General features: G+C 71.5%; 22 protein-coding genes. 15 read left to right on the forward strand and 7 right to left on the reverse strand.

Features of this window, described 5'->3' with window-relative positions; all coding sequences use genetic code 11:
• The first annotated feature begins 58 nt into the window (after window positions 1-58).
• The 6 genes from ACLQ3F_RS24005 (at window position 59) to ACLQ3F_RS24030 (ending at window position 5,008) form a co-directional block, all read left to right on the forward strand.
• Window positions 59-928: a hypothetical protein gene (locus tag ACLQ3F_RS24005; protein WP_355005924.1), complete on the forward strand. Its 870-nt coding sequence runs from the start codon at window positions 59-61 to the stop codon at window positions 926-928.
• On the forward strand, window positions 925-2,121 hold the full coding sequence (fahA, locus tag ACLQ3F_RS24010) for a fumarylacetoacetase (protein WP_357257210.1): 1,197 nt from the start codon (window positions 925-927) through the stop codon (window positions 2,119-2,121). Before ACLQ3F_RS24005 ends, fahA begins: the two co-directional genes overlap by 4 nt.
• 248 nt (window positions 2,122-2,369) lie before the next feature.
• Window positions 2,370-2,579 carry a DUF397 domain-containing protein gene (locus ACLQ3F_RS24015; RefSeq protein ID WP_130405275.1) on the forward strand — a complete coding sequence of 70 codons (210 nt, stop codon included), beginning with the start codon at window positions 2,370-2,372 and terminating at the stop codon, window positions 2,577-2,579.
• A 144-nt stretch (window positions 2,580-2,723) separates the two neighbouring features.
• Complete coding sequence (locus tag ACLQ3F_RS24020; RefSeq protein WP_355005922.1) at window positions 2,724-3,206, forward strand: SRPBCC family protein; 483 nt, start codon at window positions 2,724-2,726, stop codon at window positions 3,204-3,206.
• An 81-nt stretch (window positions 3,207-3,287) separates the two neighbouring features.
• Window positions 3,288-4,544 (forward strand): PQQ-binding-like beta-propeller repeat protein, encoded by a 1,257-nt coding sequence (locus tag ACLQ3F_RS24025; protein ID WP_425851515.1) that lies wholly within the window; start codon window positions 3,288-3,290, stop codon window positions 4,542-4,544.
• Window positions 4,545-4,645: 101 nt separating this feature from the next.
• Window positions 4,646-5,008 (forward strand): LPXTG cell wall anchor domain-containing protein, encoded by a 363-nt coding sequence (locus ACLQ3F_RS24030; RefSeq protein WP_425851516.1) that lies wholly within the window; start codon window positions 4,646-4,648, stop codon window positions 5,006-5,008.
• A gap of 41 nt (window positions 5,009-5,049) precedes the next feature.
• On the opposite strand, the gene ACLQ3F_RS24035 is transcribed toward ACLQ3F_RS24030, so the two are convergent.
• The 5 genes from ACLQ3F_RS24035 to hppD all read right to left on the reverse strand — a co-directional run bounded on the left by ACLQ3F_RS24035 (window position 5,050) and on the right by hppD (window position 10,457).
• The gene (locus ACLQ3F_RS24035; protein ID WP_425851518.1) at window positions 5,050-5,979 is read right to left on the reverse strand and encodes a hypothetical protein; all 930 of its coding nucleotides are present in this window, start codon (window positions 5,977-5,979) and stop codon (window positions 5,050-5,052) included.
• 127 nt (window positions 5,980-6,106) lie between these two features.
• Window positions 6,107-6,661 (reverse strand): hypothetical protein, encoded by a 555-nt coding sequence (locus ACLQ3F_RS24040; RefSeq protein WP_425851519.1) that lies wholly within the window; start codon window positions 6,659-6,661, stop codon window positions 6,107-6,109.
• A 302-nt stretch (window positions 6,662-6,963) separates the two neighbouring features.
• The gene (gene hisC, locus ACLQ3F_RS24045) at window positions 6,964-8,067 is read right to left on the reverse strand and encodes a histidinol-phosphate transaminase (protein ID WP_355005917.1); all 1,104 of its coding nucleotides are present in this window, start codon (window positions 8,065-8,067) and stop codon (window positions 6,964-6,966) included.
• Window positions 8,064-9,056: an RDD family protein gene (locus ACLQ3F_RS24050; RefSeq protein WP_425851521.1), complete on the reverse strand. Its 993-nt coding sequence runs from the start codon at window positions 9,054-9,056 to the stop codon at window positions 8,064-8,066. The genes hisC and ACLQ3F_RS24050 overlap by 4 nt, the downstream gene beginning before the upstream one ends.
• A gap of 195 nt (window positions 9,057-9,251) precedes the next feature.
• Window positions 9,252-10,457, reverse strand: coding sequence for a 4-hydroxyphenylpyruvate dioxygenase (hppD, locus tag ACLQ3F_RS24055; RefSeq protein ID WP_425851523.1), 1,206 nt, complete (start codon window positions 10,455-10,457; stop codon window positions 9,252-9,254).
• Between the two features lie 139 nt (window positions 10,458-10,596).
• Between hppD and ACLQ3F_RS24060 the strand changes: the two genes are divergently transcribed.
• The 5 genes from ACLQ3F_RS24060 to ACLQ3F_RS24080 all read left to right on the forward strand — a co-directional run bounded on the left by ACLQ3F_RS24060 (window position 10,597) and on the right by ACLQ3F_RS24080 (window position 19,097).
• Complete coding sequence (locus ACLQ3F_RS24060; protein WP_425851525.1) at window positions 10,597-11,100, forward strand: Lrp/AsnC family transcriptional regulator; 504 nt, start codon at window positions 10,597-10,599, stop codon at window positions 11,098-11,100.
• A 72-nt stretch (window positions 11,101-11,172) separates the two neighbouring features.
• Entirely contained in the window at window positions 11,173-12,618 is a 1,446-nt protein-coding gene (locus ACLQ3F_RS24065; RefSeq protein WP_425851527.1) for a PQQ-binding-like beta-propeller repeat protein, read from the forward strand.
• A gap of 125 nt (window positions 12,619-12,743) precedes the next feature.
• Window positions 12,744-14,411 (forward strand): fumarate hydratase, encoded by a 1,668-nt coding sequence (locus ACLQ3F_RS24070; RefSeq protein ID WP_387352035.1) that lies wholly within the window; start codon window positions 12,744-12,746, stop codon window positions 14,409-14,411.
• Between the two features lie 259 nt (window positions 14,412-14,670).
• Window positions 14,671-17,652 carry a BTAD domain-containing putative transcriptional regulator gene (locus ACLQ3F_RS24075; protein WP_425851528.1) on the forward strand — a complete coding sequence of 994 codons (2,982 nt, stop codon included), beginning with the start codon at window positions 14,671-14,673 and terminating at the stop codon, window positions 17,650-17,652.
• 35 nt (window positions 17,653-17,687) lie between these two features.
• Window positions 17,688-19,097, forward strand: a complete 1,410-nt coding sequence (locus ACLQ3F_RS24080; protein WP_357193844.1) for a class II fumarate hydratase — start codon at window positions 17,688-17,690, stop codon at window positions 19,095-19,097.
• Window positions 19,098-19,112: 15 nt separating this feature from the next.
• Here the strand turns inward: ACLQ3F_RS24080 and ACLQ3F_RS24085 are convergent, their stop codons facing one another.
• On the reverse strand, window positions 19,113-19,403 hold the full coding sequence (locus ACLQ3F_RS24085; RefSeq protein ID WP_355005909.1) for a hypothetical protein: 291 nt from the start codon (window positions 19,401-19,403) through the stop codon (window positions 19,113-19,115).
• Between the two features lie 578 nt (window positions 19,404-19,981).
• Between ACLQ3F_RS24085 and ACLQ3F_RS24090 the strand changes: the two genes are divergently transcribed.
• From ACLQ3F_RS24090 to ACLQ3F_RS24100, 3 genes are all read left to right on the forward strand, one after another.
• Window positions 19,982-20,794, forward strand: a complete 813-nt coding sequence (locus ACLQ3F_RS24090) for a helix-turn-helix domain-containing protein (RefSeq protein WP_425851530.1) — start codon at window positions 19,982-19,984, stop codon at window positions 20,792-20,794.
• Window positions 20,785-20,967, forward strand: a complete 183-nt coding sequence (locus ACLQ3F_RS24095) for a DUF397 domain-containing protein (RefSeq protein WP_425851532.1) — start codon at window positions 20,785-20,787, stop codon at window positions 20,965-20,967. Before ACLQ3F_RS24090 ends, ACLQ3F_RS24095 begins: the two co-directional genes overlap by 10 nt.
• 97 nt (window positions 20,968-21,064) lie before the next feature.
• Window positions 21,065-21,664 (forward strand): GNAT family N-acetyltransferase, encoded by a 600-nt coding sequence (locus ACLQ3F_RS24100; protein WP_425851534.1) that lies wholly within the window; start codon window positions 21,065-21,067, stop codon window positions 21,662-21,664.
• Here the strand turns inward: ACLQ3F_RS24100 and ACLQ3F_RS24105 are convergent.
• Window positions 21,631-22,176, reverse strand: a complete 546-nt coding sequence (locus ACLQ3F_RS24105) for a CGNR zinc finger domain-containing protein (RefSeq protein WP_357193857.1) — start codon at window positions 22,174-22,176, stop codon at window positions 21,631-21,633. The two genes, ACLQ3F_RS24100 and ACLQ3F_RS24105, sit on opposite strands and share 34 nt — an antisense overlap.
• 86 nt (window positions 22,177-22,262) lie before the next feature.
• On the opposite strand from ACLQ3F_RS24105, the gene ACLQ3F_RS24110 reads away from it, so the two are divergent.
• Window positions 22,263-23,219 (forward strand): EamA family transporter, encoded by a 957-nt coding sequence (locus ACLQ3F_RS24110; protein WP_425851536.1) that lies wholly within the window; start codon window positions 22,263-22,265, stop codon window positions 23,217-23,219.
• Window positions 23,220-23,451 lie beyond the last annotated feature (232 nt).

Here is a 23,451-nt window from a genome sequence, read left to right on the forward strand (position 1 = left end):
CGTCCGATAATCGGACGCTGTTGTCCGTTCCTCGTAGCGTCCCGTACATTCTTGTTCCGTGTCAACGCAGGTGCCAGCACTCCTCCACGGCCTGGTGGACGACGCCGCCGTCTTCCCGCCGGGCAGCGCCGCGCTGCACGACGCCCTGGTCGCCCACCGCCAACACCGCGCCGCCTGGTACGCCGACCTGGTCGGCCCACTGCTGATCCCCGCCTCGGACGTGGCCGCCGGTGAGCTGACCGGTCTCGTCGACCCGGGCGAGGGCCTGGTGGTCGGCGTGATCGGCGACACCGGGATCGGGAACCTGCCGTTCGCGCTGTCGTTCCTCGCCCCCGACGGCGTCACAGCGCGCCAGGTAGAGGTGGCGGTTGCCAAGCGCGGCGAGGACCCGCTGCCCGGCATCGCCGAGTTGCTGCGACTGACCGACGCGCTGCCAGGCGTGGAAACCGTCTACGCCGAGCTGCCGCTGACCTTCGGGCTGATGGGCGCGCTGGACGCGCTCGTCGCCGCGCGGGCCGACGGGGTGCCGATCGCGGCCAAGTTCCGCACCGGCGGCCTGGCCGCCGAACTCTTCCCCACCCCGACCGAACTGGCCACCGTGATCTGCGCCTGCCGGGACCGGGGCCTGCCGTTCAAGCTCACCGCCGGGCTGCACCAGGCGATCCGACACCTCGACCCGGAGACCGGGTTCACCCACCACGGCTACGCCAACGTGCTGGCCGCGACCCTGGCCGCCGCCGAGGGTGACGGTGTGCGCACGGTCGCCGAGCTACTCACCGTTGTCGACCCGCGCCCCCTGGTGGAGCGCACGACGGCACGGCTGGACGGGCCTCGCCCCCTGTGGGTGGGCTTCGGCTCGTGCAGCATCCTGGAACCACTGACCGATCTGATCCGGCTTGGGCTGGTGAACGGGGGCTACGACGCATGACCTGGGTGACCGGCGCCGACGGTTCGCCGTACGGGGTGACGAACCTGCCGTACGGGGTGTTCCGGCAGGACGGGGGTCCTTCGCGGATCGGCGTACGGATCGGGTCCTGGGTCTTCGACCTCGCGGCGGCGGAGGCCGCCGAGCTGGTGCTGGCCGCCGGCACGCTGTGCCGGCCCGTGCTCAATGACTTCATGGCCCTGGGTCGTCCGCAGTGGACGGCGGTACGGCAGCGGATCACCGAGCTGTTGACCGACCCGGCGCACCGGGGCGCGGTGGAGCCGCTGCTGGTGCCCCTCGACGACGTGGAGCTGCTGCTCCCCATCGAGGTGGCCGACTACGTCGACTTCTACTCCTCGGAGCACCACGCGTCGAACGTCGGGCAGATCTTCCGCCCCGGCCAGCCGCCGCTGCTGCCCAACTGGAAGCACCTGCCGATCGGCTACCACGGGCGGGCCGGCACGGTGGTCGTCTCCGGCACGCCGGTGACTCGGCCGACCGGGCAGCGGGCCTCCGCCGAGGGCCCGGTCACCGGCCCATCGGTACGCCTCGACATCGAGGCCGAGGTGGGATTCGTGGTGGGCGTACCGAGCGCGTTGGGCGATCGGGTTTCCGTCGACGACTTCGCCGAGCACGTCTTCGGTGTGGTGCTGGTCAACGACTGGTCGGCCCGGGACATCCAGGCCTGGGAGTACCAGCCGCTCGGCCCGTTCCTCGGCAAGTCGTTCGCCACCTCGATCTCGGCCTGGGTGACGCCGCTGGACGCCCTCGGCAACGCCAACGTGGCGGCCCCCGACCAGGACCCGCCGGTGGTGGACTATCTGCGGGACGTGCCGCACCTGGGCCTGGACCTGCGCCTGTCGGTCGAGTGGAACGGCGACCAGGTCAGCGAGCCTCCGTTCGCCACCATGTACTGGACCCCCGCCCAGCAGTTGGCGCACCTCACCGTCAACGGGGCTTCGCTGCGCACCGGTGACCTGTACGCCTCCGGGACCGTCTCCGGCCCGGAACGGGGACAGGTCGGGTCCTTCCTGGAACTGACCTGGGGCGGGGCCGAACCGGTCACCGTGGGCGGCGAGAGCCGTACGTTCCTCGAAGACGGCGACACGGTGACCATCACCGCCACGGCGCCCGGCCCGGACGGCACCACAATCGCCCTCGGCGAGGTGTCCGGCACGGTTCGTCCGGCCCGTTGAAGCCGCCGCCGCGGTACGGCCCAGCAGCGGCTTTCCTCTGCTGAGTCGGATTACTGCGACCCCTCCGGAGCGCTCTGACCATCTGGTCTTCAAGTCGTCTCGTTCACGGGACTCTTGATCGCACAGCGGGTGCGATCAAGAGCCCTCGTTGCGCCGTTGGTCACGCGGATCAAGTGGTCCCACACGGGCCGGGCCCAATGCCCGTCCACAGCGGTGGGGCAATCCCGACGCACACGGAGGTAACGACGATGCACGATCTTGCGGGCGCGGTCTGGCGTACCAGTAGCCGTTCAAACGACCAGGGGCTCTGCGTGGAAGTGGCGGACAACCTGGTCGATGTCCATGGTCTGGTCGGGGTCCGCGACTCCAAGGACCAGACCGGTCCCACACTCGCGGTCAGCCCGCCGGGGTGGACAGCGTTCATCGGCGCGATTCGGGCCGGTCGCTTCGAGCGCTGACCGGCGCTTCGGCGCCGGTCGACGACGACCGGTGCCGAAGCGACCGCCCAATCGGACAGCGTGGCCCCCGGGGGGTGGAAATTCCGCTCCGGGGGCCCCGTCCGGCCCTCACTCCGCGTACCGTCGGGGACACGGGAGGGTGGCATGTCGACGGTGGCGATTACCGGGATCATCGAGGCGCACGCTGTCGACGTCTGGCGTCTGCTGACCGACCTGCCCGGCCGCGCGGCCCGGCTGACCGCAGCCGGCCCGATCGAGGTGCTCACCCCGGGTTCGTTCGGGCCGGGCACCTCCTGGCGCGAGGAACGGGTCCAGCCGGGCGGCGCCACGCTGACCGAGGAGTTCCTGGTGGTCGAGGCGCTCGCACCGCAGCGACTGGTGCTCTGCTCCTCCGGCACCGGCGCCGACTACCGCATCACCTGGAGCCTGCGGCCGGTCCGCCGCCGCCGTCGGGGTTGCACAGCGGTCACAGTGACCCACGAGGCGGTGCCGACCGCTCCGTACGGTCGGGTGGTGGCGCTGCTGCTCGGCGGGCTGGCCGCGCGGGCGGTCGAGGCGGCGCTCTGGCGTGATCTCGCCGACCTCGCCGTCGCGGCCGGTGCCGCCGGCTCCGTCGAAGCCGCCTGAGCGCCGGGCGGTCAGCCCTCGCCGTGACCTGAACGGGGTCCGGCCCTCTCCGCTGGGTAGGGTGCCGGGCGGAGGTGCGGCATGAGGTTCCCGAGAGGCCGGCGACGGCTCGCGATCGCGGTCGCGGCGCTGCTCGCGACGGCAGCCGTCGCGGTCATCGTCCACCGGGTCCTCGCACCGGCAGAGGTGAGCACCGTGGCGCGGGCCGACTATCCGGCCCCGGCCCAACCGGCCGCCGGAGTGATCGGTCGGTTGCCGGTCGCCCCGTTGATCGTCGACGGGAGACTGCGGGTGTACGCCGCGCACCGTCAGGTCTACGCCGACCGGCCGGTCGACGGCCGGTACCGGACCAGTCCGTTCTGGTCGTACCGGCGGTGGCCGGCGGAGCTGACCGGGGTGGTCGCCAGCGGTCGTACCGTGGTCAGCCGTTGGTCCGACGGGCAGCTCGTCGCACTCGACGCCCGGACCGGCGGGGTGCTCTGGCGAGCCGACGGCCCGGAGCCTGTCGAGAGCACGGCGCCGGTACGTCGTACCTGGGCGGCGACCGTCTGGGATGCGCCCGGGCTCCAGCTCACCGACCTTCCCGACGGGCGGATCGTGCTGGTGGTGACCGGGGATGCCCAGGCGCGTGGGGTCGAGCTGAGCGGCGGTAGGGAGCTGTGGCGGGTCGAGTTGCCCGGCAGGTGCCGCAGCGATGTCGGCACCAGCGCCACCGGGCTGCTGATCGGTCTTGACACCTGCGCCGGGGCGGCCACTGTCGAGTTCCGGGACGCTGCCACGGGCGAGGTACGGGAGCGTTGGCGACCGCCGGGCGGCCCGGACGGGTTTGTGGTGACGCCACTCGGCTGTCGTACCGGCGGCTCGGACTGTCTGGGGTTGCGGACCGCCGGGCCGGGTGACGAGGGCGGCCAGGGCTGGTTGTTGACTGCGGGTTCGCCGGTCGCCGCTCCCGCGCTGGATCCGGCCGGCGTCGCGCTGGTCGGTGAGCAGTCCGTCGCCGTGCTCGACGGGGTCGTTGTGGGTCGATCGGCGCGTACGGGCACCGAGCTGTGGCGCTCCGCGGGCCTGGACGGGGCTCGGGTGCTGGCGGGGCAGCCTGGCCGGGTGCACCTGCTGACCGAGGCGAACGATCTGGTGACGCTGGATCCGGTGACCGGTAGGCAGTTGTCCCGATTCGCGCTCAATGTTGGGTCGGACGGGACCGGCTGGGCGCCGGGGGCGGTGACTGCCGAGGACGGCTTCGTCGCGATCGAGCGGCTCCGAAGGCCGGTCGACCCCACCGGCGATGACCGGCGCTACTTCTACACCGGCGAGACGGTGATCCTGGCCGCCACCTGATCGTGGCGTCTTCCGGCTCGGAACACCGAACCATTCCATTCCCTTTGTCGTGAAAGGGTACGTTTTTCACGGTTCAGGTTCCCGGTGGAAGGGGTCGGCGCATGGCCAGGACAGCAGCCAACTACCTCGTGGGCGGGGCGCTCGCCGCCACCGCGAGCCTGGCGTTGGCGGTGTCGCCGGTGCTGGCCGCCGGCCCCGCCTCGGCGCAGGGGTTCCGCGTCGTCCGGGCCGAGCCGTCGGCGGACACGGGCGTCACCTTCGAGATCCTGCCGGCGTCGCCGACACCGCCGCCGACTCAGCCGCCGCCCACGTCCACACCGACGGCACCGCCCCAGCCCACACCGAGTCACGGCGGTGAGTTGCCGGTCACCGGGTCGGGCGGGTCTGCGCTGCTTCTCGCCGTCCTGGGCGCGGCCCTGATCGTCGCCGGTTGGTTCGCCGCCCGCCGCAACAGGCTGAGCTGACCGGCCGGCCGGAGACGGTGGTCGGGCTGGCCCGTTCGCGATCAACGGCCGGCCGGGGTGCGCGACCTCGGGCGGCTGGTGGGAGGCCGAGGCCGACCGGACCGGCGGTAACGGCGGGCCAGCATGGCGAGGCCGACGACCAGCAGCAGCCCCACTGTTGTCGCCACCACGGTCCACCCGGAAAACATCCGGGAGACGACATTGCCCCGTTTCCCGACCTGACCAGCGTCGGGGAATGTGACCTGCGCGGCGATGCTCCGCTTCACCAGGCCGCTCTCCAGGTTCACCTCCGCCTTCCAGGGACCGTTCGGCAACGTGTTCGGGAGTCGGGCGATGACCTGCCCGGAGGCACCCGGCGCCAGCGTGACGCCCTGCCCGACCGGAAATGGGCCGGCCCGACTGCCGGCCGGACCGTCGCTCAGGATGACCGCGCCGGTCAGGTCGATGGCACGGCCTCCGGTGTTGCTGACCTGGACGGTCAGCGACGGTTCGCCCTCGGGGCTGCGGGCCGGGCGTACCTCGCCGATCGAGAAGTCGGAGGCGGGTTCGCCACCGGGTCCGATGTCGAGGTACATCCGGACTCCGACCCGGTGGACCTGCGTGATCTCGCCACCGGCCCGCGGGGCTGAGGCGGTGGATGCCCAGACCACCCCGTACCGCTCGCCCTGGGAGGCGGTCGGCGGCACGGTGATTGTCGCTCGGACCCGGGTCTCTCCCCACGGTTCCAGCTCGACTGAGCGCTCGTCGAGGGTGACCCAGGAGGTCAGCTCGTTCTCGGCGCGACCCTCGCCGAAGCGGAACGCCGCATCCCCCAGGGTCGCGGCCGCCGGATACACGTCGACCCGACGGGTCTGGTCGGTGCGATTGACGATCAGCAGTTGCCGCTTGACTGTGGTGCCCGGCGGTAGGTGGTCGACGATGTAGCGCAGCGCCCGGGGGTCGCCGCGCCGTTCGGTCGGGGCTTCCCACAATCGGATCCCGATGGTGCCGTCGTCGGATCCCGCTTCCGGTTCGACCGCGCCGGCCCGGGTCGACAGACCCGGACCGGCGAGGCAGAACAGGGCGAGGGCGACAGCGATGGTCGACCGCCCCCGGCGGCTATGCCACCGAATGTGTCACCGTGCCGGTGTAGACGCCCGCGATGCTGTCCAGCGGGACGTTGACGTCCAGGGTGGGGTTCCAGCTGGCGGTGTTGCCCCCGGTGCCGCCACTGTGGGTGAACGCCGTGAGCGGGGTGACGCTGGACAGCGGCTGGGCGTCGCCGGCGGCGGCCTGCCCCGGCGTGAAGGTGCCCGTGCCGGTGGTGGCCGTTGCCGGGCCGGACCAGTAGTCGATCTCCTCGGGGAGGACCGTCTCGGGCGGTGAGCCGCCGCCGGTCTGGAAGACGCTCGCGGTCACCGAGGCGACCCAGGAGGCGTCGGCGGCACCTCGCGAGTCGGTGACCGTCACGACGCCGAGCTGGCCGGTGATGACACCACCGGGGGCACCGTCGCCGAGGTCGGCGGTGGCCGGCGCGACGATGTCGAGGGTGCCGGCGAGCACCTCGAAGGTGGTGTCGGTGGTGTCGGTGGGCGCGGCGGCGGCCGGCGCGGCGAGGAAGCCCACCATCGCCGCTGCGGCCGCCCCGGCCAGACAGATCTTGGCAGTACGCACTGTTCGTTACCCCGTTTTCTCGAAGTGAGCCGGCGTGACTCCTCGGCGCGGCCGGCTACTTCGGAAGATAGGGCAGAAACCACGCAAAGTTGGACAAACGGCGCTTACTTCTCGCAGCTTGACGACCGAGGTGAGGTTCAGCAAGCTCGTCCGGCCGTCGGAGTCGAGGGTGAGGCGCAGTGGCGACTGGCGGTGGTCGACGGAGCGCCCTAGGGGCGCCGGCGGGCGGAGCAGCTGTGCTCCGCCCGCCCGCCCGCCGCTCGTTCCCTGCCTGTGAGTCGGTGCGCTACCGCCGGCGACGGTCAGGCCAGCGCGGCCTCGGCCGCAGCCAGGAACGCGTCGTTCTCGGCCGGGGTGCCGATGGTGACCCGGACCCCGTCCCCGGCGAACGGCCGCACGATCACCCCGCGCGCCTCGCACGCCTTGCCGAACGCCACGGCCCGCTCGCCCAGCGGCAGCCAGACGAAGTTGGCCTGGCTCGTCGGCACCTCGGGCACGAACTTGCGCAGCGCCTCGGTGACCCGGTCCCGATCGGCGACGACCAGGGCGCAGCGGCGCTCCATCTCCGCCACCTGGGTCAGCGCGGCGAGCGCCCCGGCCTGGGCTGCCGTGCTGCTGGAGAACGGGGTCGCCACCTTGCGGATGGCGGCGGCCACCACCGGCTGGGCGACGAGCCACCCCATCCGCAGCCCGGCGAGCCCCCACGCCTTCGACAGCGTGCGCAGCACCGCCACGTTCGGCCGGTCCAGGTAGTCGAGACCGTCCGGCACCTCCGCGTCGGTGACGAACTCCCGGTACGCCTCGTCGATGACCACCAGCACGTCGTCCGGCACCGCGTCGAGGAACCGGTCCAGTTCGGCGCGGCGTACCGCCGTACCGGTGGGGTTGTTCGGGTTGCAGACGAAGATCACCCGGGTCCGGTCGGTCACCGCCGCCGCCATCGCCGCCAGGTCGTGCCCGTGCCCGGCGTCGTTGGGCACCCGCACGCTGGTCGCGCCGCTGGTCGCCACGATGATCGGGTACGCCTCGAAGGACCGCCACGAGTAGAGCACCTCGTCGCCGGGCAGGCAGGTGGCACGCACCAGGTGCTCGGCCAGCGCCACCGAACCGCAGCCGGTGGCGATCCGGTCGGCGTCCACCCCGTACCGCTGGGCCAGCGCGTCGCGCAGCGCGACCACGCCCATGTCCGGGTAGCGGTGCGAGGTGGTGATGGCCTCGGTGACCGCCTCCACGACGCCGGGCAGCGGGCCGTACGGCACCTCGTTGCTGGCCAGCTTGATGGCCTCCGGCAGGCCCAACTCGCGGGCCAGGTCGGCGGGGCTGCGCCCCGGCACGTAGCTGGGCAGCGCGTCCAGGTCGACGCGGGTCAGCCGCAGCGCCGGCTGGTGACGTCCGGAGTCGGTCATGGGGTGTCTCCCGGGGGCTGGTTACGGTCGTTCGAGGGGGCGGTGTCGGTGTGTTGGGGGACTTCGACGACCACCGTCTGTGCGCGCTTGTCGTGCAGCGCCTGGCGCAGGGGGTGGTCGAAGAGGGGGGAGAGCGCGTCGACCAGTTGCAGCACCAGGCCGAGCCCGGCGCAGTACCAGAGCAGTGTCGGCAGGCCCATCGTGCTCCAGCGGCTCAGCGCCCGGCGGACGCCCAGCGGCTGGTCGGCGGCCATCGGCACCGCCCGGATTCGCATCACCCGCTTGCCGACTGTCTGCCCGCCGGAGGCCATCGTCGGCACCTCGTATGCCAGCCAGAGCGCGGTGGCGATCAGCAGGATCGCCACCAGCAGAGAATTCGCCTGCTCACTGGGGAGCGGCAGGCCGTCGGCGGAGGTGTCGCCGCGCGACGCGCGCCGGAAGACCTCCTGCCAGTATGGCGCCCACTCCTGCGCCCAGCGCCAGACGAACCAGCCGTTGACGACCACGTTCAGTGCGAGGACGAGACCGAAGTCGATCAGCCGGGCGACCAACCTACGGCCGTAGCCGGCCAACCTGAAGCCGTGCGGTCGCGGCTCCGGCGGACGTCCGGGCCAGCCGGGGTGACCGGCCGGGGGCGCCCAGCCGGGAGGGGCACCCGGTGGTGCCCAGCCCGACGGACCGCCCTGCGGGGCCCAGCCGGGAGGGCCGGCCTGTGGTCCCCAGCCCGGGCCGTGCCCCGGTTGCGGGCCGTACCCAGGGGGTGGGCCCTGCTGGGGCGACCAGCCCGGAGCGCCGGTCGCCGACTCGGGGGTCGTCGACGCCGCTGGCGCGGCCGGGGTGACCGGCGCGGGCGGCGGCTCGGCCGGCGGCGGACCGTCCGGCGGAGTCGCGTCGACGGGAATGGGCGCACCGAGCCAACCCTCGCCGTCCCAGTAACGCCGGGTCTCGGTGTCGGCGGGGTCGACGTACCAGCCGGGTTGCACACTCACGCCGTCACCGCTCCGCTTCGCTCGCTCACTGGGACACCTTAACGACGGCTGTTCCCTGGAACTCGGCATGGCGGTACTGCGGGGCGTACCCCTGGGGGTCTGGTCCGGGCGGCGGCGCGAAGCCGCCGGCGGTGGGTCGGGGCCCACCGGCCGGCGGCGTCGGGTACGACGGAGGTTGCGTCACGCTCGCAAGTGTTACAGGTTGCCGCGGGCTTCCTGCTCCCGCTCGATCGCCTGGAAGAGCGCCTTGAAGTTGCCCTTGCCGAAGCCCAGCGAGCCGTGCCGCTCGATCAGCTCGAAGAAGACAGTGGGACGGTCCTGCACCGGCTTGGTGAAGATCTGGAGCAGGTAGCCGTCCTCGTCCCGGTCGACCAGGATCTTGCGGGCCTTCAGCTCCTCGATCGGCACCCGCACCTTGCCGATCCGCTCACGCAGCTCGGGGTCGTCGTAGTACGAGTCCGGGGTGTCCAGGAACTCCAGGCCGGCAGCGCGCATCGCGTCGACGCTGGCAAGGATGTCGTTGGTGGCGACGGCGATGTGCTGCGCGCCCGGGCCCTGGTAGAACTCCAGGTACTCGTCGATCTGGGACTTCTTGCGGGCGATCGCCGGCTCGTTCAGCGGGAACTTCACCTTGCGGGTGCCGTTCGCCACGACCTTGCTCATCAGCGCCGAGTAGTCGGTGGCGATGTCGTCGCCCACGAACTCCGCCATGTTGGAGAAGCCCATCACCCGCTTGTAGAACTCGACCCACTCGTCCATCCGGCCCAGCTCCACGTTGCCGACGACGTGGTCGACGGCCTGGAAGAAGCGCTTCGGCTGGATGCCGGCGTCGATCATCGGCTGCCGGTCAACGATCGGGCCCCGGGCCACGAAGCCGGGCAGGAACGGGCCGGTGTAACGGGACCGGTCGACCAGCGTGTGGCGGGTGTCGCCGTACGCGGCGATGGCGGCCATCCGGACGGTGCCGTGCTCGTCGGTCACGTCGTGCGGCTCGGCGACGCTGGCGGCGCCCTGCGCGATGGCGTGCGCGTACGCGGCGTCCACGTTCGGGACCTCCAGCGCGATGTCGCTGATCCCGTCGCTGTGCCGGGCCACGTGCTCGGCGCCCTCGGCGTCCGGGCGCACCGCGCCGGTCAGCACGAACCGGGCCGAGCCGCTGGTCAGCACGTACTGGGCGTGGTCCCGGTAGCCCTGCTCGGGGCCGCGGTACGCCACGCAGGTCATGCCGAAGGCGGTGGAGTAGTAGTGGGCGGCCTGCTTGGCGTTGCCGACCAGGAAGTGCACGTGGTCGAGGCCCCGGACCGGGAACGGGTCGTGGCTGATGTCGTGGTCGACAGCGCCGACGAGCCGGTCGACGTCGACGTCCTCGGTCGACTTGGGTCGGTCGATCGCCTGGGTCATGGTGGGCTCCCTCGCGTACCGGCCGGCCTTGTGGGCCGCCGTGGTCGGTTCTTGAGGCGAGGATCGCTGCCCCGGCATCGAGTGGGCAACTGTTGGCAGAAATGCTGGTCAGGTTGCGCATTCGGTATGGTTGTCACTCATGAATGGTGAGCAGAATGTACAGCTGGACGCTCTCGACGTGCGCTTGATCGAACTGCTCGCCGAGGAGCCGCGGATCGGGGTGCTGGAGTGCTCCCGGCGGCTCGGGGTCGCCCGGGGCACCGTGCAGGCGAGGCTGGACAAGCTCGTCGAGCGGCAGGTCATCAGGGGCTTCGGCCCCGAGATCGCGCCGGCCGCGATCGGGTTCGGGGTGACCAGCTTCGTCACCCTGGAGATCACTCAGCGGCACGGTCACGACCCGGTCACCGCTCACCTCGCCGCCATCCCCGAGGTGCTGGAGGCGCACACCATCACCGGCTCCAGCGACCTGCTCTGCCGGATCGTGGCCCGGTCCAACACCGACCTGCAACGGGTCATCGACCAGATCGTCTCGTCCGCCGGCATCACCCGGGCCTCGACGATCATCGCGCTGGCCGAGCAGATCCCCTACCGCACGCTTCCGCTGGTGCGCAGCGCTGTTCGGCTGGACGGAAGGGCGCTGTAACACCTCCGAGCGCAGAAAGCGCGGCGACACGGCGGCGCGGGCGTACGGAAGATCCGTGATCGTGGCTACGGTGTGCGGGTGGCGAAGGGGAGCGTGCGCGGTGGGCTGCTGCTTGGCCTCGCCGTGGTCGTCGCGCTCGCCGCGACCGGCGTGTGGAACCCGTTCCCCGGCCTGTGGGACTGGGTGGACCGCAGCGAACCCATCTCCGAGCCCGACGTGGTCTGGCAGCAGCGGGTCGGCGGCACTCCGCGCAGCGTGACCATCGCCGGCGACGCCGTGGTGGTCGAGCAGCGCACCCGGGTCGAGGCCCGCAGCCTGGCCACCGGCGCCCAGCTCTGGGAGCGCAAGGCGGACTGGGCGGCCGTCGCGGGCGGTGACCGGGATCCGGTCGTGGCCGTGGGCAAGCTCCTGGTCAAGGGGTACGAGCTGCTCGACCCTACGACCGGGGTGACCCGGCGGCGTGACGATGACGCGGTGGCCGTCTGGACGTACCGCAACCTGCTCCTCGACGCCAGCTGCACGGACGCCACCGACTGCACCCTGAGCGCCTGGGACCCGCGTGGCACGACGCCGCTCTGGACGGCCTTCCTGCCCGGGGTGCACAGCGGCCTGCTCGCCGACAATCCGGGTCTGCGCGGCACCCGCCGGCTCACCGCCACCCGGATCGACGACGGCGTGGCCGGGGCGGAAGCCGCACCTCCGCTGCTGGGCTTCCCGGTCGACGGTCGGGTCCACGTGGTCGACACCGCCACCGGCCGGGTGCTGCAGAACGTCGAGCCCGGCCGGGAGGAACGGCTCTCCGTGGTGGGCGGCCGGCTGTTGCGCATCTCCGCCCGATCCCAGGACGGCACCTGCTACTTCGCCATCTCCGCCCGGGACTCCGCGACCGGGCAGGAGGCCTGGCTGCGGGCCGGCATCAACCTGCGCACCGCCGACTCCGCCGGCTGCGTGCAACGCGAGGACCCGCAGGGTGCGCGCAACGTGCTGATCGGCGTCGCCCCGGACGGCCGCGAGACCGTCATCGACGGGTACGACGGCCGGCTGCTCTGGGTCGGTGAGCCGGGCACCAAGCTGATCGCGGTGGACGACCGTTCGGCGGTGTTCCGGGCCGCCGACAAACGCTCGGTCATCGCCCGTGAGCTGGGCACCGAGAAGGTGCTCTGGACGCGGCAGGCCAGCGGCAAGGCCGGGGCCGCGCTCACCCCGTACGCGGCGGTGGTGGCCGACGAGAAGCCGTCCCGGCTGGCGGCACTGGACCCGCGCACCGGCCGGGAGTTGGCCGTTCTGCGTACCTCGGCGAACGCCCTCGCCGTCGGGTCACAGGGCATGATCATCGGTGAGGGGCGGGAGATCGGGTACGTCCGCTTCGGCGCGTCCGGAAACTCGCCCGCCCGACCTCCCAACGACGGTGGGAATCCCGGGCCGGGCGGCCCCGGCCCCGGCGGGCCGGACAACGACGACGACTGCGGGCCGAAGCGGGAACTCTGCCCCGACCCGGGTGGCGGCAAGGACGGCTGAGCGGGCCGTCCGCCTCATGATCCGGATGGCGGTCGGGCCCGGCGCGCCCGGTGGATGAGAGCGGCGTCCCAGGACCCGCCCGGCGGGTGGGAGTGATCGACCGGTCTGCCCTAGGCTTGCCGCTCATGAGCAGTGCCGCCGCATTCTCGTACGCCCCTCTGCTGCCGACCGGTCCCGACCAGACGGACTATCGCCTGGTCACCGACGAGGGCGTGGACGTCGTACACGGCCCGGGAGGCCGTCGGTTCCTCACTGTGGAACCGGCAGCGCTCACCGCGCTGACCGCCGAGGCGATGCACGACATCGCGCACTTCCTGCGCCCCGCGCACCTGGCGCAGCTCCGGGCGATCATCGACGACCCGGCCGCCTCGCCGAACGACAGGTTCGTCGCGCTGGACCTGCTGCGCAACGCCAACATCGCCGCCGGTGGTGTCCTGCCCATGTGTCAGGACACCGGCACCGCCATCGTGATGGGCAAGCGTGGTCGGCACGTGCTGACCGACGGTGCCGACGCGGAGGCCATTTCCCGGGGCGTCTACCAGGCGTACACCAAGCTCAATCTGCGCTACTCCCAGCTCGCCCCGCTGACCATGTGGGACGAGCGGAACACCGGCAGCAACCTGCCCGCCCAGGTGGACCTGTACGCCGAGGACCCGGACGGGCACCCCGACGCGTACAAGTTCCTGTTCATGGCCAAGGGCGGTGGCTCGGCCAACAAGTCGTACCTCTACCAGGAGACGAAGGCACTGCTCAATCCGACGCGGATGATGCAGTTCCTGGAGGAGAAGCTGCGGCTGATCGGCACTGCGGCCTGCCCGCCGTACCACCTGGCCGTCGTCATCGGCGGCACCTCCGCCGAGTACGCGCTGAAGACCGCGAAGTACGCCAGCGCCAAGTATCTCGACGCGCTGCCGACCGCCGGTTCGATGAGCGCGCACGGCTTCCGCGACCTGGAGCTGGAGGCGGAGGTGCTGGAGCTGACCCGCAACTTCGGCATCGGCGCGCAGTTCGGTGGGCGGTACTTCTGCCACGACGTACGGGTGGTCCGGTTGCCCCGGCACGGCGCGTCCTGCCCGGTGGCGATCGCCGTCTCCTGCTCGGCGGACCGCCAAGCCGTCGCCAAGATCACCCCGTCGGGCGTGTGGCTGGAGCGGCTCGAAACCGACCCGGCGCGGTTCCTGCCCGACGTCACCGACGATGCGCTGGACGCCGAGCTGGTCGTCCGGGTCGACCTGAACCGGCCGATGGACGAGATCCGCGCGGAGCTGTCGAAGTACCCGGTGAAGACGCGCCTCTCGCTCTCCGGGCCGCTCGTGGTCGCCCGGGACATCGCCCACGCCAAGATCGCCGAGCGGTTGGACGCCGGGGAGCCGATGCCGCAGTACCTGCGTGACCACGCGGTCTACTACGCCGGCCCGGCGAAGACCCCCGAGGGGTACGCGTCCGGATCGTTCGGCCCGACCACCGCCGGCCGGATGGACGCCTACGTGGAGAAGTTCCAGGCCGCCGGCGGCTCCCAGGTGATGCTGGCCAAGGGCAACCGGTCGGGTCAGGTGACCCGCTCCTGCCAGCAGCACGGTGGCTTCTACCTCGGCTCGATCGGCGGCCCCGCAGCCCGCCTCGCCCAGGACTGCATCAAGCACGTCGAGGTCCTCGAATACGCGGAGCTGGGCATGGAGGCGGTCTGGAAGATCGAGGTGGAGGACTTCCCCGCCTTCATCGTGGTCGACGACAAGGGCAACGACTTCTTCGCCGAGGTCACCAAGCCGGTGCTCACCGTCGGCCGCCGCTGACCCGACAGGTACGCGAACGGGCGCCGGGCGAACTCGCCCGGCGCCCGTCCTGTCGCCCGTGCTCTGCCGACATCGGTACGCCCGCCCCGCTGGGGGTGGGACGGGCGCACCGCCCCCGTCGGATGCCGTCACCGACAACCCACAGTGAGTGTGCTGAGCACCGCTGTTGATCCGCTATCAGATCGCTATCGCCTGACCGAAGCGAACTGTCACACCGGGACTACGCTGCTGGAAGTTGCACAGTGAAGCGGGGGAGTAGATGCGTTTCGGGATCCTGGGGCCCCTGCGGGTGGGCGGTGGCGAGTCCACTGTCACCGCGGGACGCGACCGGATCGTGCTCGCCACGCTGCTGTTGCGGGCCGGCCGCCTCGTGCCGGTCGACGAGTTGGTGGACGCCGTGTGGGAGGACAATCCCCCAGCCACCGCCCGGGCCCAGTTGCAGACCTGCGTGTCGCGGTTGCGCCGCCGGTTCACCGAGCTGGGGCTGGCACCGGAAACCATCATCACCGATCCCGTCGGGTACGGCGTCCGGACCGCCCCGGGTGTCCTGGACGCCGAGGTTTTCGGGCGTACGGTCGAGGCGGCCCGCACCGCCGTCGCGGCCGGCCGGGAGGACAAGGCGAGTGAGCTGTTCCGGGCGGCCCTGGCGCTCTGGCGAGGGCCGGCGCTCGGCGGCATCCCCAGCCGCAGCGTCCGCCGCCGCGCACAGGCGCTCGACGAGCAGCGCCTCACCGCCCTGGAGGAGTGCGTCGACGTCGAGATGCGCCTCGGGCGGGCCGCCGAACTGATCGAGGAGCTTGCCGAGACCGTCGACCAGCATCCCCTGCGGGAGCGTCTGCGTGGCCAACTGATGCTCGCCCTGTCCTCAGTCGGTCGGCAGGCCGACGCGCTCGCCGTCTACCGTGAGGGCCGGCGGTTGTACGCCGACGAGCTGGGTATCGAACCCGGTGCCGAGCTTCAGGAACTGCACCAACGCGTACTCGCCGGTGACCTGGCACTCGGCGGCTCGGAGGAGCGGACCTTCACCCCGGTCCGAGCACTGCCCCGGGCGATCGACGATTTCATCGGACGGCAGGAGACGCTCGCCCGGCTGGTGAAGGAGATCGAGGAAGACGACGCCCGGATCCAGCTCGTCGACGGCATGGCGGGCAGCGGGAAGACGACGCTGGCCGTGCACGTCGCCACCGCGCTCGCGGACCGTTACCCCGACGCGCATCTCTTCATCGACCTGCACGGACACAGCGATCGGGAGCCGATCCCACCCGCCGTCGCCCTTGCCACGCTGCTTCGTCAGCTCGGTGTTCCGGGTGACCGGATCCCCGCCGACACCGACGAACGTGCCGCCCTGTGGCGGAGCAGAATGTCCGGACGCCGGGCGATCGTGGTGCTCGACAACGCCGCGAGCGCCGCTCAGGTCGCACCGCTGCTGCCCAGCGGTCGGGACAGCCTCACCCTGGTCACGAGCCGCCGCCGGCTCACCGGTCTGGACGGTGGCAAGCCGTCGTCGCTGGCCGTGCTCGACCCCGAGGAGGCGGTGGAACTGCTCGGACGGGTGGTTGGCACCGACCGGGTCGACGCCGAGCCGGAGGCGGCCATCGAGGTGATCACCCGCTGCGGGCACCTGCCGCTGGCCATCCGGCTGGCGGGTGCCCGACTCGCGCACCGGCCTCGGTGGCGGGTCCGCGACCTGGCGGACCGGCTCGCCACCGGACGGGACACCCTGACCGAGTTGTCGGCCGGCGAACGCTCCGTCGGGCAGGCCTTCGCTCTGTCGTACGCACAGCTCGACGTCGACCAACAGCGGATGTTCCGGCTGTTGGCGCTGCATCCCGAGGGCTTCTTCGACGATCGGGCGGCGGCGGCGGTCGCCGACCTGCCGCTGCCGGACGCCCAGGACCTACTGGACAGTCTCGTCGACGCGCACCTCGTCGACGAGCCCGAGGCCGGCCGTTTCCGCTTCCACGACCTGATGCGCGAGTACGCCCGGCAGTTGCTGGGGACCAGCGAGACCGCAGCGAGCCGGACGGCCGCCACCGTCCGACTCCTTGATCACTACCTGCACGTGGCCCACGCCATCTCCAGTCGAATGGAGCCGGTGGCCAGCCGATCCGCCCTGGTGCTGCCGGAACCTCCCCGAGCCGATCTGGTGCGGGCGTCCGTCTCGGATGGTGCCGCCTGGTTCGACGCCAACCGCGCGGCGCTTCCGGCGCTGGTGCGGCTGGCCGCCGACGAGGGGCACCTGGAACGCTGCTGGCAGCTGGCCCGCACATCCTGGTTCTATCTGTTCAGGCACGGTCACCTGGACGAGCTGGTGGACACCCACACCGTCGCGCTGCGCGCCGCCGAGCAGCTCGGCGACGCGGGAGCCATCGCCACAGTGCGCAACTACCTCTCCTCGGGCTACTTCCGGCTCGGGCGGTACCCGGAGGCCATTGAGCTGATGGAGGTCGCGCTGCGACTGCGTCAACGGCTCGGCGACCGGCGTGGTGAGGCGACGGTCCGCCGGAATCTGGCCGTCGCGTACGGCGCGAACTGGCAGCTAGCTCCCGCCATGACCCACTCCGCCGTGGCACTGTCGCTCGTCTCCGGCGGTGACCAGCCGGCGGAGGTCATCGCGATGCTCAACAATCAGGCGTTTCTGCTGCTGGCATCGGGTCGCTACGCGGAGGCCCGGCTGGCCTCGCGGCGGCAGTTGCGCCTGGCCCGCGAGATCGGCGACATGAACAGCCTGTGCAACGCCCTCGGTCACCTTGGGGCGGTGCGGGCCCGGCTCGGCGACTATTCGGGAGCGCGCCGGTTCCTGCGGCTCGCGTTGACGTTCAAGCGCCGGCAGGGCAACCGCTTCGGCGAGGGCGAGGTCCTCAACGAGCTGGGCACCATCGAGCGGATCATGGGCCGGCCGGAGGCCGCCGCGACGCTGCACCGCGAGGCGCTCGCTGCGGTGACGAAGTCCGGGGACCGCATTGCCGCCAGCATGTCGCGCAACCTGCTGGCCCGCGCTCTCCTCGACCAGGGGGACGTGGCCAGCGCGCTGGACCTGCACCGGCGGGTGCTCGCCGATGCCATCCGGATGGACGCCCGGCACGAACAGGCCGGGGCGCTGGACGGTATCGCCCGCTGCTTGCGGGAGACCGACCCGGCGGCGGCCCGGTCGCACTGGCTCCGGGCGCTGTCCCTGTTCCGCCAGATCGAGTCGCCGGAGCAGCACGAGGTGGAACGGCTGCTGGCCGAGTTGGGCTGACCGATCATCTGCGAGTCGGCCACGGGCGCGGCAGGATGGTACGCGTGACGACTCCAGAGGCGACCGGTTACCGCATCGAACGCGACTCGATGGGCGAGGTGGAGGTGCCCGCCGAGGCGCTGTGGCGGGCACAGACCCAACGCGCGGTGCAGAATTTCCCGATCTCCGGCCGGGGCATCGAACCGGCCCAGATCAAGGCGCTCGCGCAGATCAAGGGCGCGGCGGCCCAGGTCAACGGCGAGTTGGGCGTGATCGACGCCAACGTGGCCGCCGCGATCGCCGCCGCCGCCGCGCACGTGGCCGACGGTGGTTACGACGACCAGTTCCCGGTGGACGTGTTCCAGACCGGCTCGGGGACCTCGTCGAACATGAACACCAACGAGGTGATCGCGACACTGGCCACCCGGGAGCTGGGCTCACCGGTGCACCCGAACGACCACGTCAACGCCTCCCAGTCGAGCAACGACGTCTTCCCGTCCTCGATCCACCTGGCGGCCACCCAGTTCATCGTCGAGGATCTGCTGCCGTCGCTGGCCCACCTCGCGTCGGCGTTGGAGGCGAAGGCCGCCGAGTTCGAGACGGTGGTCAAGGCCGGGCGTACCCACCTGATGGACGCCACCCCGGTCACACTCGGCCAGGAGTTCGGCGGGTACGCAGCTCAGGTCCGCTACGGCATCGAACGGTTGGAGGGCTCCTTGCCCCGACTGGCCGAGCTGCCCCTGGGTGGCACCGCCGTCGGAACCGGGATCAACACCCCGCTCGGCTTCGCCGCTGCCGTGATCGACAAGCTGCGCGAGTCGACCGGGCTGCCGCTGAGCGAGGCGCGTAACCACTTCGAGGCGCAGGGCGCGCGAGACGCGCTTGTGGAAACCTCGGGGCAGCTGCGGACCGTGGCGATCGGCCTCTACAAGATCGCCAACGACATCCGCTGGATGGGCTCCGGTCCCCGCGCCGGTCTGCGCGAGCTACGCATCCCGGACCTCCAGCCCGGCTCGTCGATCATGCCGGGCAAGGTCAACCCGGTCGTCGCCGAGGCGATGCGGCAGGTCTGCGCCCAAGTCGTCGGCAACGACGCGACAGTCGGCTTCGCCGGCTCACAGGGCGACTTCGAGCTGAACGTGATGCTCCCGGTGATGGGCCGCAACCTGCTGGAGTCGATCCGGCTGCTCTCCGCGGTGAGCCGGCTCTTCGCCGACCGGCTGGTGGTCGGCCTGGTCGCGGACGCCGAGGTCTGCCTGGCGTACGCCGAGGGCTCACCGTCGATCGTCACCCCACTCAACCGCTACCTGGGGTACGACGAAGCCGCGTCGATCGCCAAGGAGGCGTTGGCCAAGCAGGCATCGATCCGCGAGGTGGTCATCTCCCGGGGCCACGTCGACTCCGGCAAGCTCACCGAGACCCAACTGGACGAGACGTTGGACCTGCTCCGGATGACCCACCCCTGACCTGTTCTGGCCTGCTCAGTACAGGTGTCGCGGTCTCGCCCAGCCGAGGAAGCGGGTGAAGAGCGCCGCAGGGTCGGGGCCGTCGTGCGGGTTGAGTAGGTACAGGTCGTGAGCCGCCTCGTGCAGCACCGTGCACAGGTAGATGCTCAGCCCGATCCGGTCGTGCGCGTACTCCTGCCGCAGAGCAAGTCGGGCGATGGGGCACGGCCAGGGCGCGGCGCAGACCCGGCAGAGCCAGAGTGGGCGCAGCGGCAGGTGCGGCCGGCAGGAGCGTGTGGTGAGCCCGCCCAGGGTGCTCCGGGGCATGGTGGGGTCCTCCTTTGGAGCTGAATCGTTCGTGACATCACCCCCCCGCTCGCGCCGGCCGCGTCGCGCTGACTGCGTCGCGCCGGCCGTGTCGCGCCGGCCGTGTCGCGCCGGCCGGCGTCGCGCTGACCGCGCCGGCCGGCGTCGCGCTGACCGCGCCGGCCGGCGTCGCGCTGACCCGCGCCGGCCGGCGTCGCGCTGGCCGCGCCGACGGTGCCGCGCTGCGCCGACTGCGCTGACCGCTCTGCGCTGCGTTGCTCGTGTCAAGATCGCGCTCGATCCTGGATGTAGTGGCCTTCGCGCGCCAGGAGACCACTGTTTCCAGGATCGAGCGCGATCTTGGTGGATCGGTCGGCTTCGGTGGGGTTGGGACCGCCCGGCACGGGGGAGCGGGCGGTCCCGTGCGGCGCCGGCAGATCCCGGGGGACGGGGAGCGGTGCCGCACTTCACAGTCTGGTGATCAGGCGACTACGGTCGGAAGGGTTTGGCCGCGTCGTCATAGTCGCCCTGTTCTGGGTGGCACCGCCGCTGGCGGCCGGCTGGAAATGGTCGTCGGCGGGGTGGAGGGTGGGCACGGCATGGCCGATGGACAGATGACGGCGGCGGCGTTCCTGATCGCGGAGCTGCGCCGGGCACGGACTCGGCGCGGCTGGAGTCAGGATGAGCTGGCCAAGGCGGTCAACTACTCGGCGTCGATGGTCAGCGCCGTCGAGCTGGGCCAGCAGGTGCCCACCACCAAGTACCTGGAACTCGTCGACCGGGCCCTCGACACCGGCGGCTTCTTCGGCCGGATGTCCACCGAACTGGTCAGCCTGGACCGCGCGCAACCCTGGCTGCGCGGCTGGCAGGCAATCTTCGAGCAGGCTCGCACACTCCGGTGGTACGAACCCCGCTATGTGCCCGGGCTGTTCCAGACGGAGGACTACGCGCGGGCTGTCTTCGAGGCAGGTGGCCTGCTCGCTCCCGAGGAGGTCGACAGGCGACTGACCGCCCGAATGGAGCGTCAGGACGTGCTGCACAGCGAGCGTGCGCCGCAGATAGTGGCGGTGCTGGACGAGGCCGTCCTGCGACGACGGGTGGGTGGGCGGAAAGTGATGCGCGACCAGACGCTGCATCTTGCGGGCATCGCCACCGCGCACCCCCGGGTTCGGTTGCACGTGGTGCCGCGATCCGCCGAGGAGTATCCGGGGCTCGGTGGGCAGTTCGCGCTCGCCGCATTGCCCGACGGGACAGAGGTGGCCTACCTGGACTGTCAGGTCCGCGGCCAGGAGCTGGACCAGCCGAAGGATCTGTTGCGGTTGCAGCGGGTCTGGGAGGCTACCTTGGGCGAAGCCCTGCCTCCGCAGGCGTCGATCGAGTTGATGAACGAGGTGGCCGAGTCGTGGAGTTGACCGGTGCTCGATGGGGCAAGAGCAGCCGCAGCAACCAGGACGCCAACTGTGTCGAGGTGGCTACGAATCTTGGGGAGGTGGTCGGGGTGCGAGACAGCAAGGACTCGGACGGGCCCGTGCTCGTTGTCGACGCGTACTCCTGGCGGCTCTTCGTGGTCGCGCCCCCGCGCTGACACGACCGCCTGGCCCGCGACGGCGGTCGGGTTCTCCGCACAACTGGCCCTGGTAAACGGGTCGACGGGGACTTGAGCGGGACGGATGATCCGGGCTATGGGTGACGATGGCGTGGGTGTGCCGGCGGGGACCGAGCGGCTGCGGTTGCGGCGGCTGACGATTGCCGACGTGGACGCGCTGGTCGAGTTGGACAGCGACCCCGAGGTGATGCGTTTTCTCACCGGTGGCGTCGCGACCCCGCCGGCAACCGTGCGGGACGAGCAGTTGCCGAGGCTGCTGGCCCAGTACGACAGGCATCCCGGGCTGGGCCGGTGGGCAGCGCATGATCGGGCGTCCGGCGAGTTCCTGGGTTGGTTCGCGTTGGACCCGTCGGCGGACGGCACCGAGGCCGAGTTGGGCTATCGGCTGCGCCGCCCGACGTGGGGGCGAGGGCTGGCCACCGAGGGGGCGCGGGCGCTGGTCCGGTACGCCTTCGACGCCGTCGGGGTGCGCCGGGTCTGGGCCGAGACGATGACTGTCAACGAACGCTCCCGGCGGGTGATGGTGAAGGCCGGGTTGCACTACGTGCGGACCTTCCACCTCCAGTGGGATCACCCGATTCCGGGCACCGAGCAGGGCGAGGTGGAGTACGAGGTGCGGGCCGAGGAGTGGGCGACCATCGGTCAGGAGCGGCCGGCGGCCCGGCGGGCGCGGTAGGCGGTCACCGCGGCGCGGTTGCCGCAGCCGGCCTCGCAGAACCGCCGGGAGCGGTTGCGGGACAGGTCGACGACGACGTTGTCGCAGTCCGGGTATTCGCAGATCCGCAATCGGCTCAACTCGCCGCTACGGACCAGGTCGGCCATCGCCATGGCTGCCTCGACCGCGATCCGGGTCGCCAGCGGCGCGTCGCGGGGAACGGCGTGCAGGTGGTACGGCTCGTCGTCGTGCTCGATGAGCTGAGGCAGCGCCTTGTGTTCCAGAAGCAGGCCGTTGACCACAGCGACGATCTCGGGTGGTTCGGCGTGCCAGATGCGGCGCAGTTGGGGCCGCAGCTCCCGTACGGCGCGCAGCTCGGCCTCGGTGTGCTCGTGCCGGCCACTGTAGGAGTGGCGGATGAAGAACGCGTCCAGCGCCGCGATGTCGGGCAGCAACTCACCGTCCCGACCTGCGGTGTTGACCAGCGCCGCTGCGGCGATCAGCGAACATTCGGTGTCATGAGCGAATAGCAACTTGACTCCTGTCACGGCTCCCGCCTAGCGTCATCAGCGCAAGGATAGTTTGCTCATGACACGGTGCCCATTGCGAGGAGCGCGACATGCACTCTCGACCTGCTGCCGGCGTCGGGTTGGCGCTGCTCGCCGCAGTCACCTTCGCCACCTCCGGAACCTTCGCCCGGTCGCTCATCGAGGCCGGCTGGTCAGCCGAGTCCGCTGTGATCGCCCGCGTCGGCGTGGCCGCCCTGGTGCTGGCGATCCCCGCCCTGCTGTCGCTGCGGGGCAAATGGGACGTGCTGCGAAGCAACGCCGCGACCATCGGGCTGTTCGGGCTCCTCGGGGTGGCAGTGGCCCAGGTGTGCTACTTCAACGCCGTGCGCTACCTGCCGGTCGGTGTCGCGCTGCTGCTGGAATACCTGGGCATCATCCTCGTCGTGGCCTGGATGTGGCTGCGGCACGGGCAGCCGCCCCGCCGACTCACCATCGCCGGGTCGGTGGCCGCGCTGGCCGGGCTGGCGTTCGTGCTCGACATCGCCGGCACCGCCGACTTCCACCCGGTGGGCGTGCTCTGGGGGCTCGGCGCGGCATTCGGCCTGGCCGGATACTTCGTGCTCGCCGGCCGCGTCGACCCCCGGCTGCCCTCGGTCGCCCTGGCCAGCGGTGGGATGGCAGTCGGTGCCGCCGTGCTGTTGCTCATCGGGCTGACCGGCCTCCTGCCACTGCACGCCACCTTCGGTGAGGTCACCTTCGCCGGGCAGCCCACCAGCTGGTTGGTGCCCATCGCCGGGCTGTCGCTGGTGGCCGCCGTCATCGCGTACCTCGCCGGCATCGCCGGCACCCGGATCCTCGGGCCCCGCCTGTCGTCGTTCGTCGGGCTGACCGAGGTGCTCTTCGCAGTGCTGATCGCGTGGTTGTTCCTGAACGAGCTGCCCACCGGCTGGCAGTTGTTCGGCGGTGCGCTGATCGTCGCCGGCGTTGCCCTGGTACGCCTCGACGAACTGCGGGGGTCGCCCGCGCCGGTCACGCCCGAGCCCGAGCTGGCGCTTGACGGTCGGTGAGGGTCCGCGGTCGATGTGCTCCCGATGGCCGGCCCCTTGCCGGCAGGCATTGAGTGCTGCGGGCCGAGTGCTCCCGACGGTCGGCGGTGGCGCCTCGCCGGGCCGGCCCGCGGTCGGTGTGGCTGAACCGACTCGGCCTGCCTCGCCCGCCCGGCTGCCCACCCGACGCCGAAGTATCCGGCATGGCCGAGCTGCCGGCCGCGCTCGCGAAACTGGGTGTCGACGCGGTAGG

Origin of the sequence: Micromonospora sp. DT15 (genome assembly GCF_049841475.1) — a bacterium.
In the GTDB taxonomy this organism is placed as follows: Bacteria; Actinomycetota; Actinomycetes; order Mycobacteriales; family Micromonosporaceae; genus Micromonospora.

What these genes read in the sequence shown, in the direction of transcription:
- fahA (WP_357257210.1), top strand. Translation starts at nt 925, where the DNA reads ATGACCTGGGTGACCGGCGCCGACGGTTCGCCGTACGGGGTGACGAAC.
- ACLQ3F_RS24015 (WP_130405275.1), top strand. Translation starts at nt 2,370, where the DNA reads ATGCACGATCTTGCGGGCGCGGTCTGGCGTACCAGTAGCCGTTCAAAC.
- ACLQ3F_RS24020 (WP_355005922.1), top strand. Translation starts at nt 2,724, where the DNA reads ATGTCGACGGTGGCGATTACCGGGATCATCGAGGCGCACGCTGTCGAC.
- ACLQ3F_RS24025 (WP_425851515.1), top strand. Translation starts at nt 3,288, where the DNA reads ATGAGGTTCCCGAGAGGCCGGCGACGGCTCGCGATCGCGGTCGCGGCG.
- ACLQ3F_RS24030 (WP_425851516.1), top strand. Translation starts at nt 4,646, where the DNA reads ATGGCCAGGACAGCAGCCAACTACCTCGTGGGCGGGGCGCTCGCCGCC.
- hisC (WP_355005917.1), bottom strand. Translation starts at nt 8,067, where the DNA reads ATGACCGACTCCGGACGTCACCAGCCGGCGCTGCGGCTGACCCGCGTC.
- hppD (WP_425851523.1), bottom strand. Translation starts at nt 10,457, where the DNA reads ATGACCCAGGCGATCGACCGACCCAAGTCGACCGAGGACGTCGACGTC.
- ACLQ3F_RS24060 (WP_425851525.1), top strand. Translation starts at nt 10,597, where the DNA reads ATGAATGGTGAGCAGAATGTACAGCTGGACGCTCTCGACGTGCGCTTG.
- ACLQ3F_RS24070 (WP_387352035.1), top strand. Translation starts at nt 12,744, where the DNA reads ATGAGCAGTGCCGCCGCATTCTCGTACGCCCCTCTGCTGCCGACCGGT.
- ACLQ3F_RS24075 (WP_425851528.1), top strand. Translation starts at nt 14,671, where the DNA reads ATGCGTTTCGGGATCCTGGGGCCCCTGCGGGTGGGCGGTGGCGAGTCC.
- ACLQ3F_RS24080 (WP_357193844.1), top strand. Translation starts at nt 17,688, where the DNA reads ATGGTACGCGTGACGACTCCAGAGGCGACCGGTTACCGCATCGAACGC.
- ACLQ3F_RS24085 (WP_355005909.1), bottom strand. Translation starts at nt 19,403, where the DNA reads ATGCCCCGGAGCACCCTGGGCGGGCTCACCACACGCTCCTGCCGGCCG.
- ACLQ3F_RS24090 (WP_425851530.1), top strand. Translation starts at nt 19,982, where the DNA reads ATGGCCGATGGACAGATGACGGCGGCGGCGTTCCTGATCGCGGAGCTG.
- ACLQ3F_RS24100 (WP_425851534.1), top strand. Translation starts at nt 21,065, where the DNA reads ATGGGTGACGATGGCGTGGGTGTGCCGGCGGGGACCGAGCGGCTGCGG.
- ACLQ3F_RS24110 (WP_425851536.1), top strand. Translation starts at nt 22,263, where the DNA reads ATGCACTCTCGACCTGCTGCCGGCGTCGGGTTGGCGCTGCTCGCCGCA.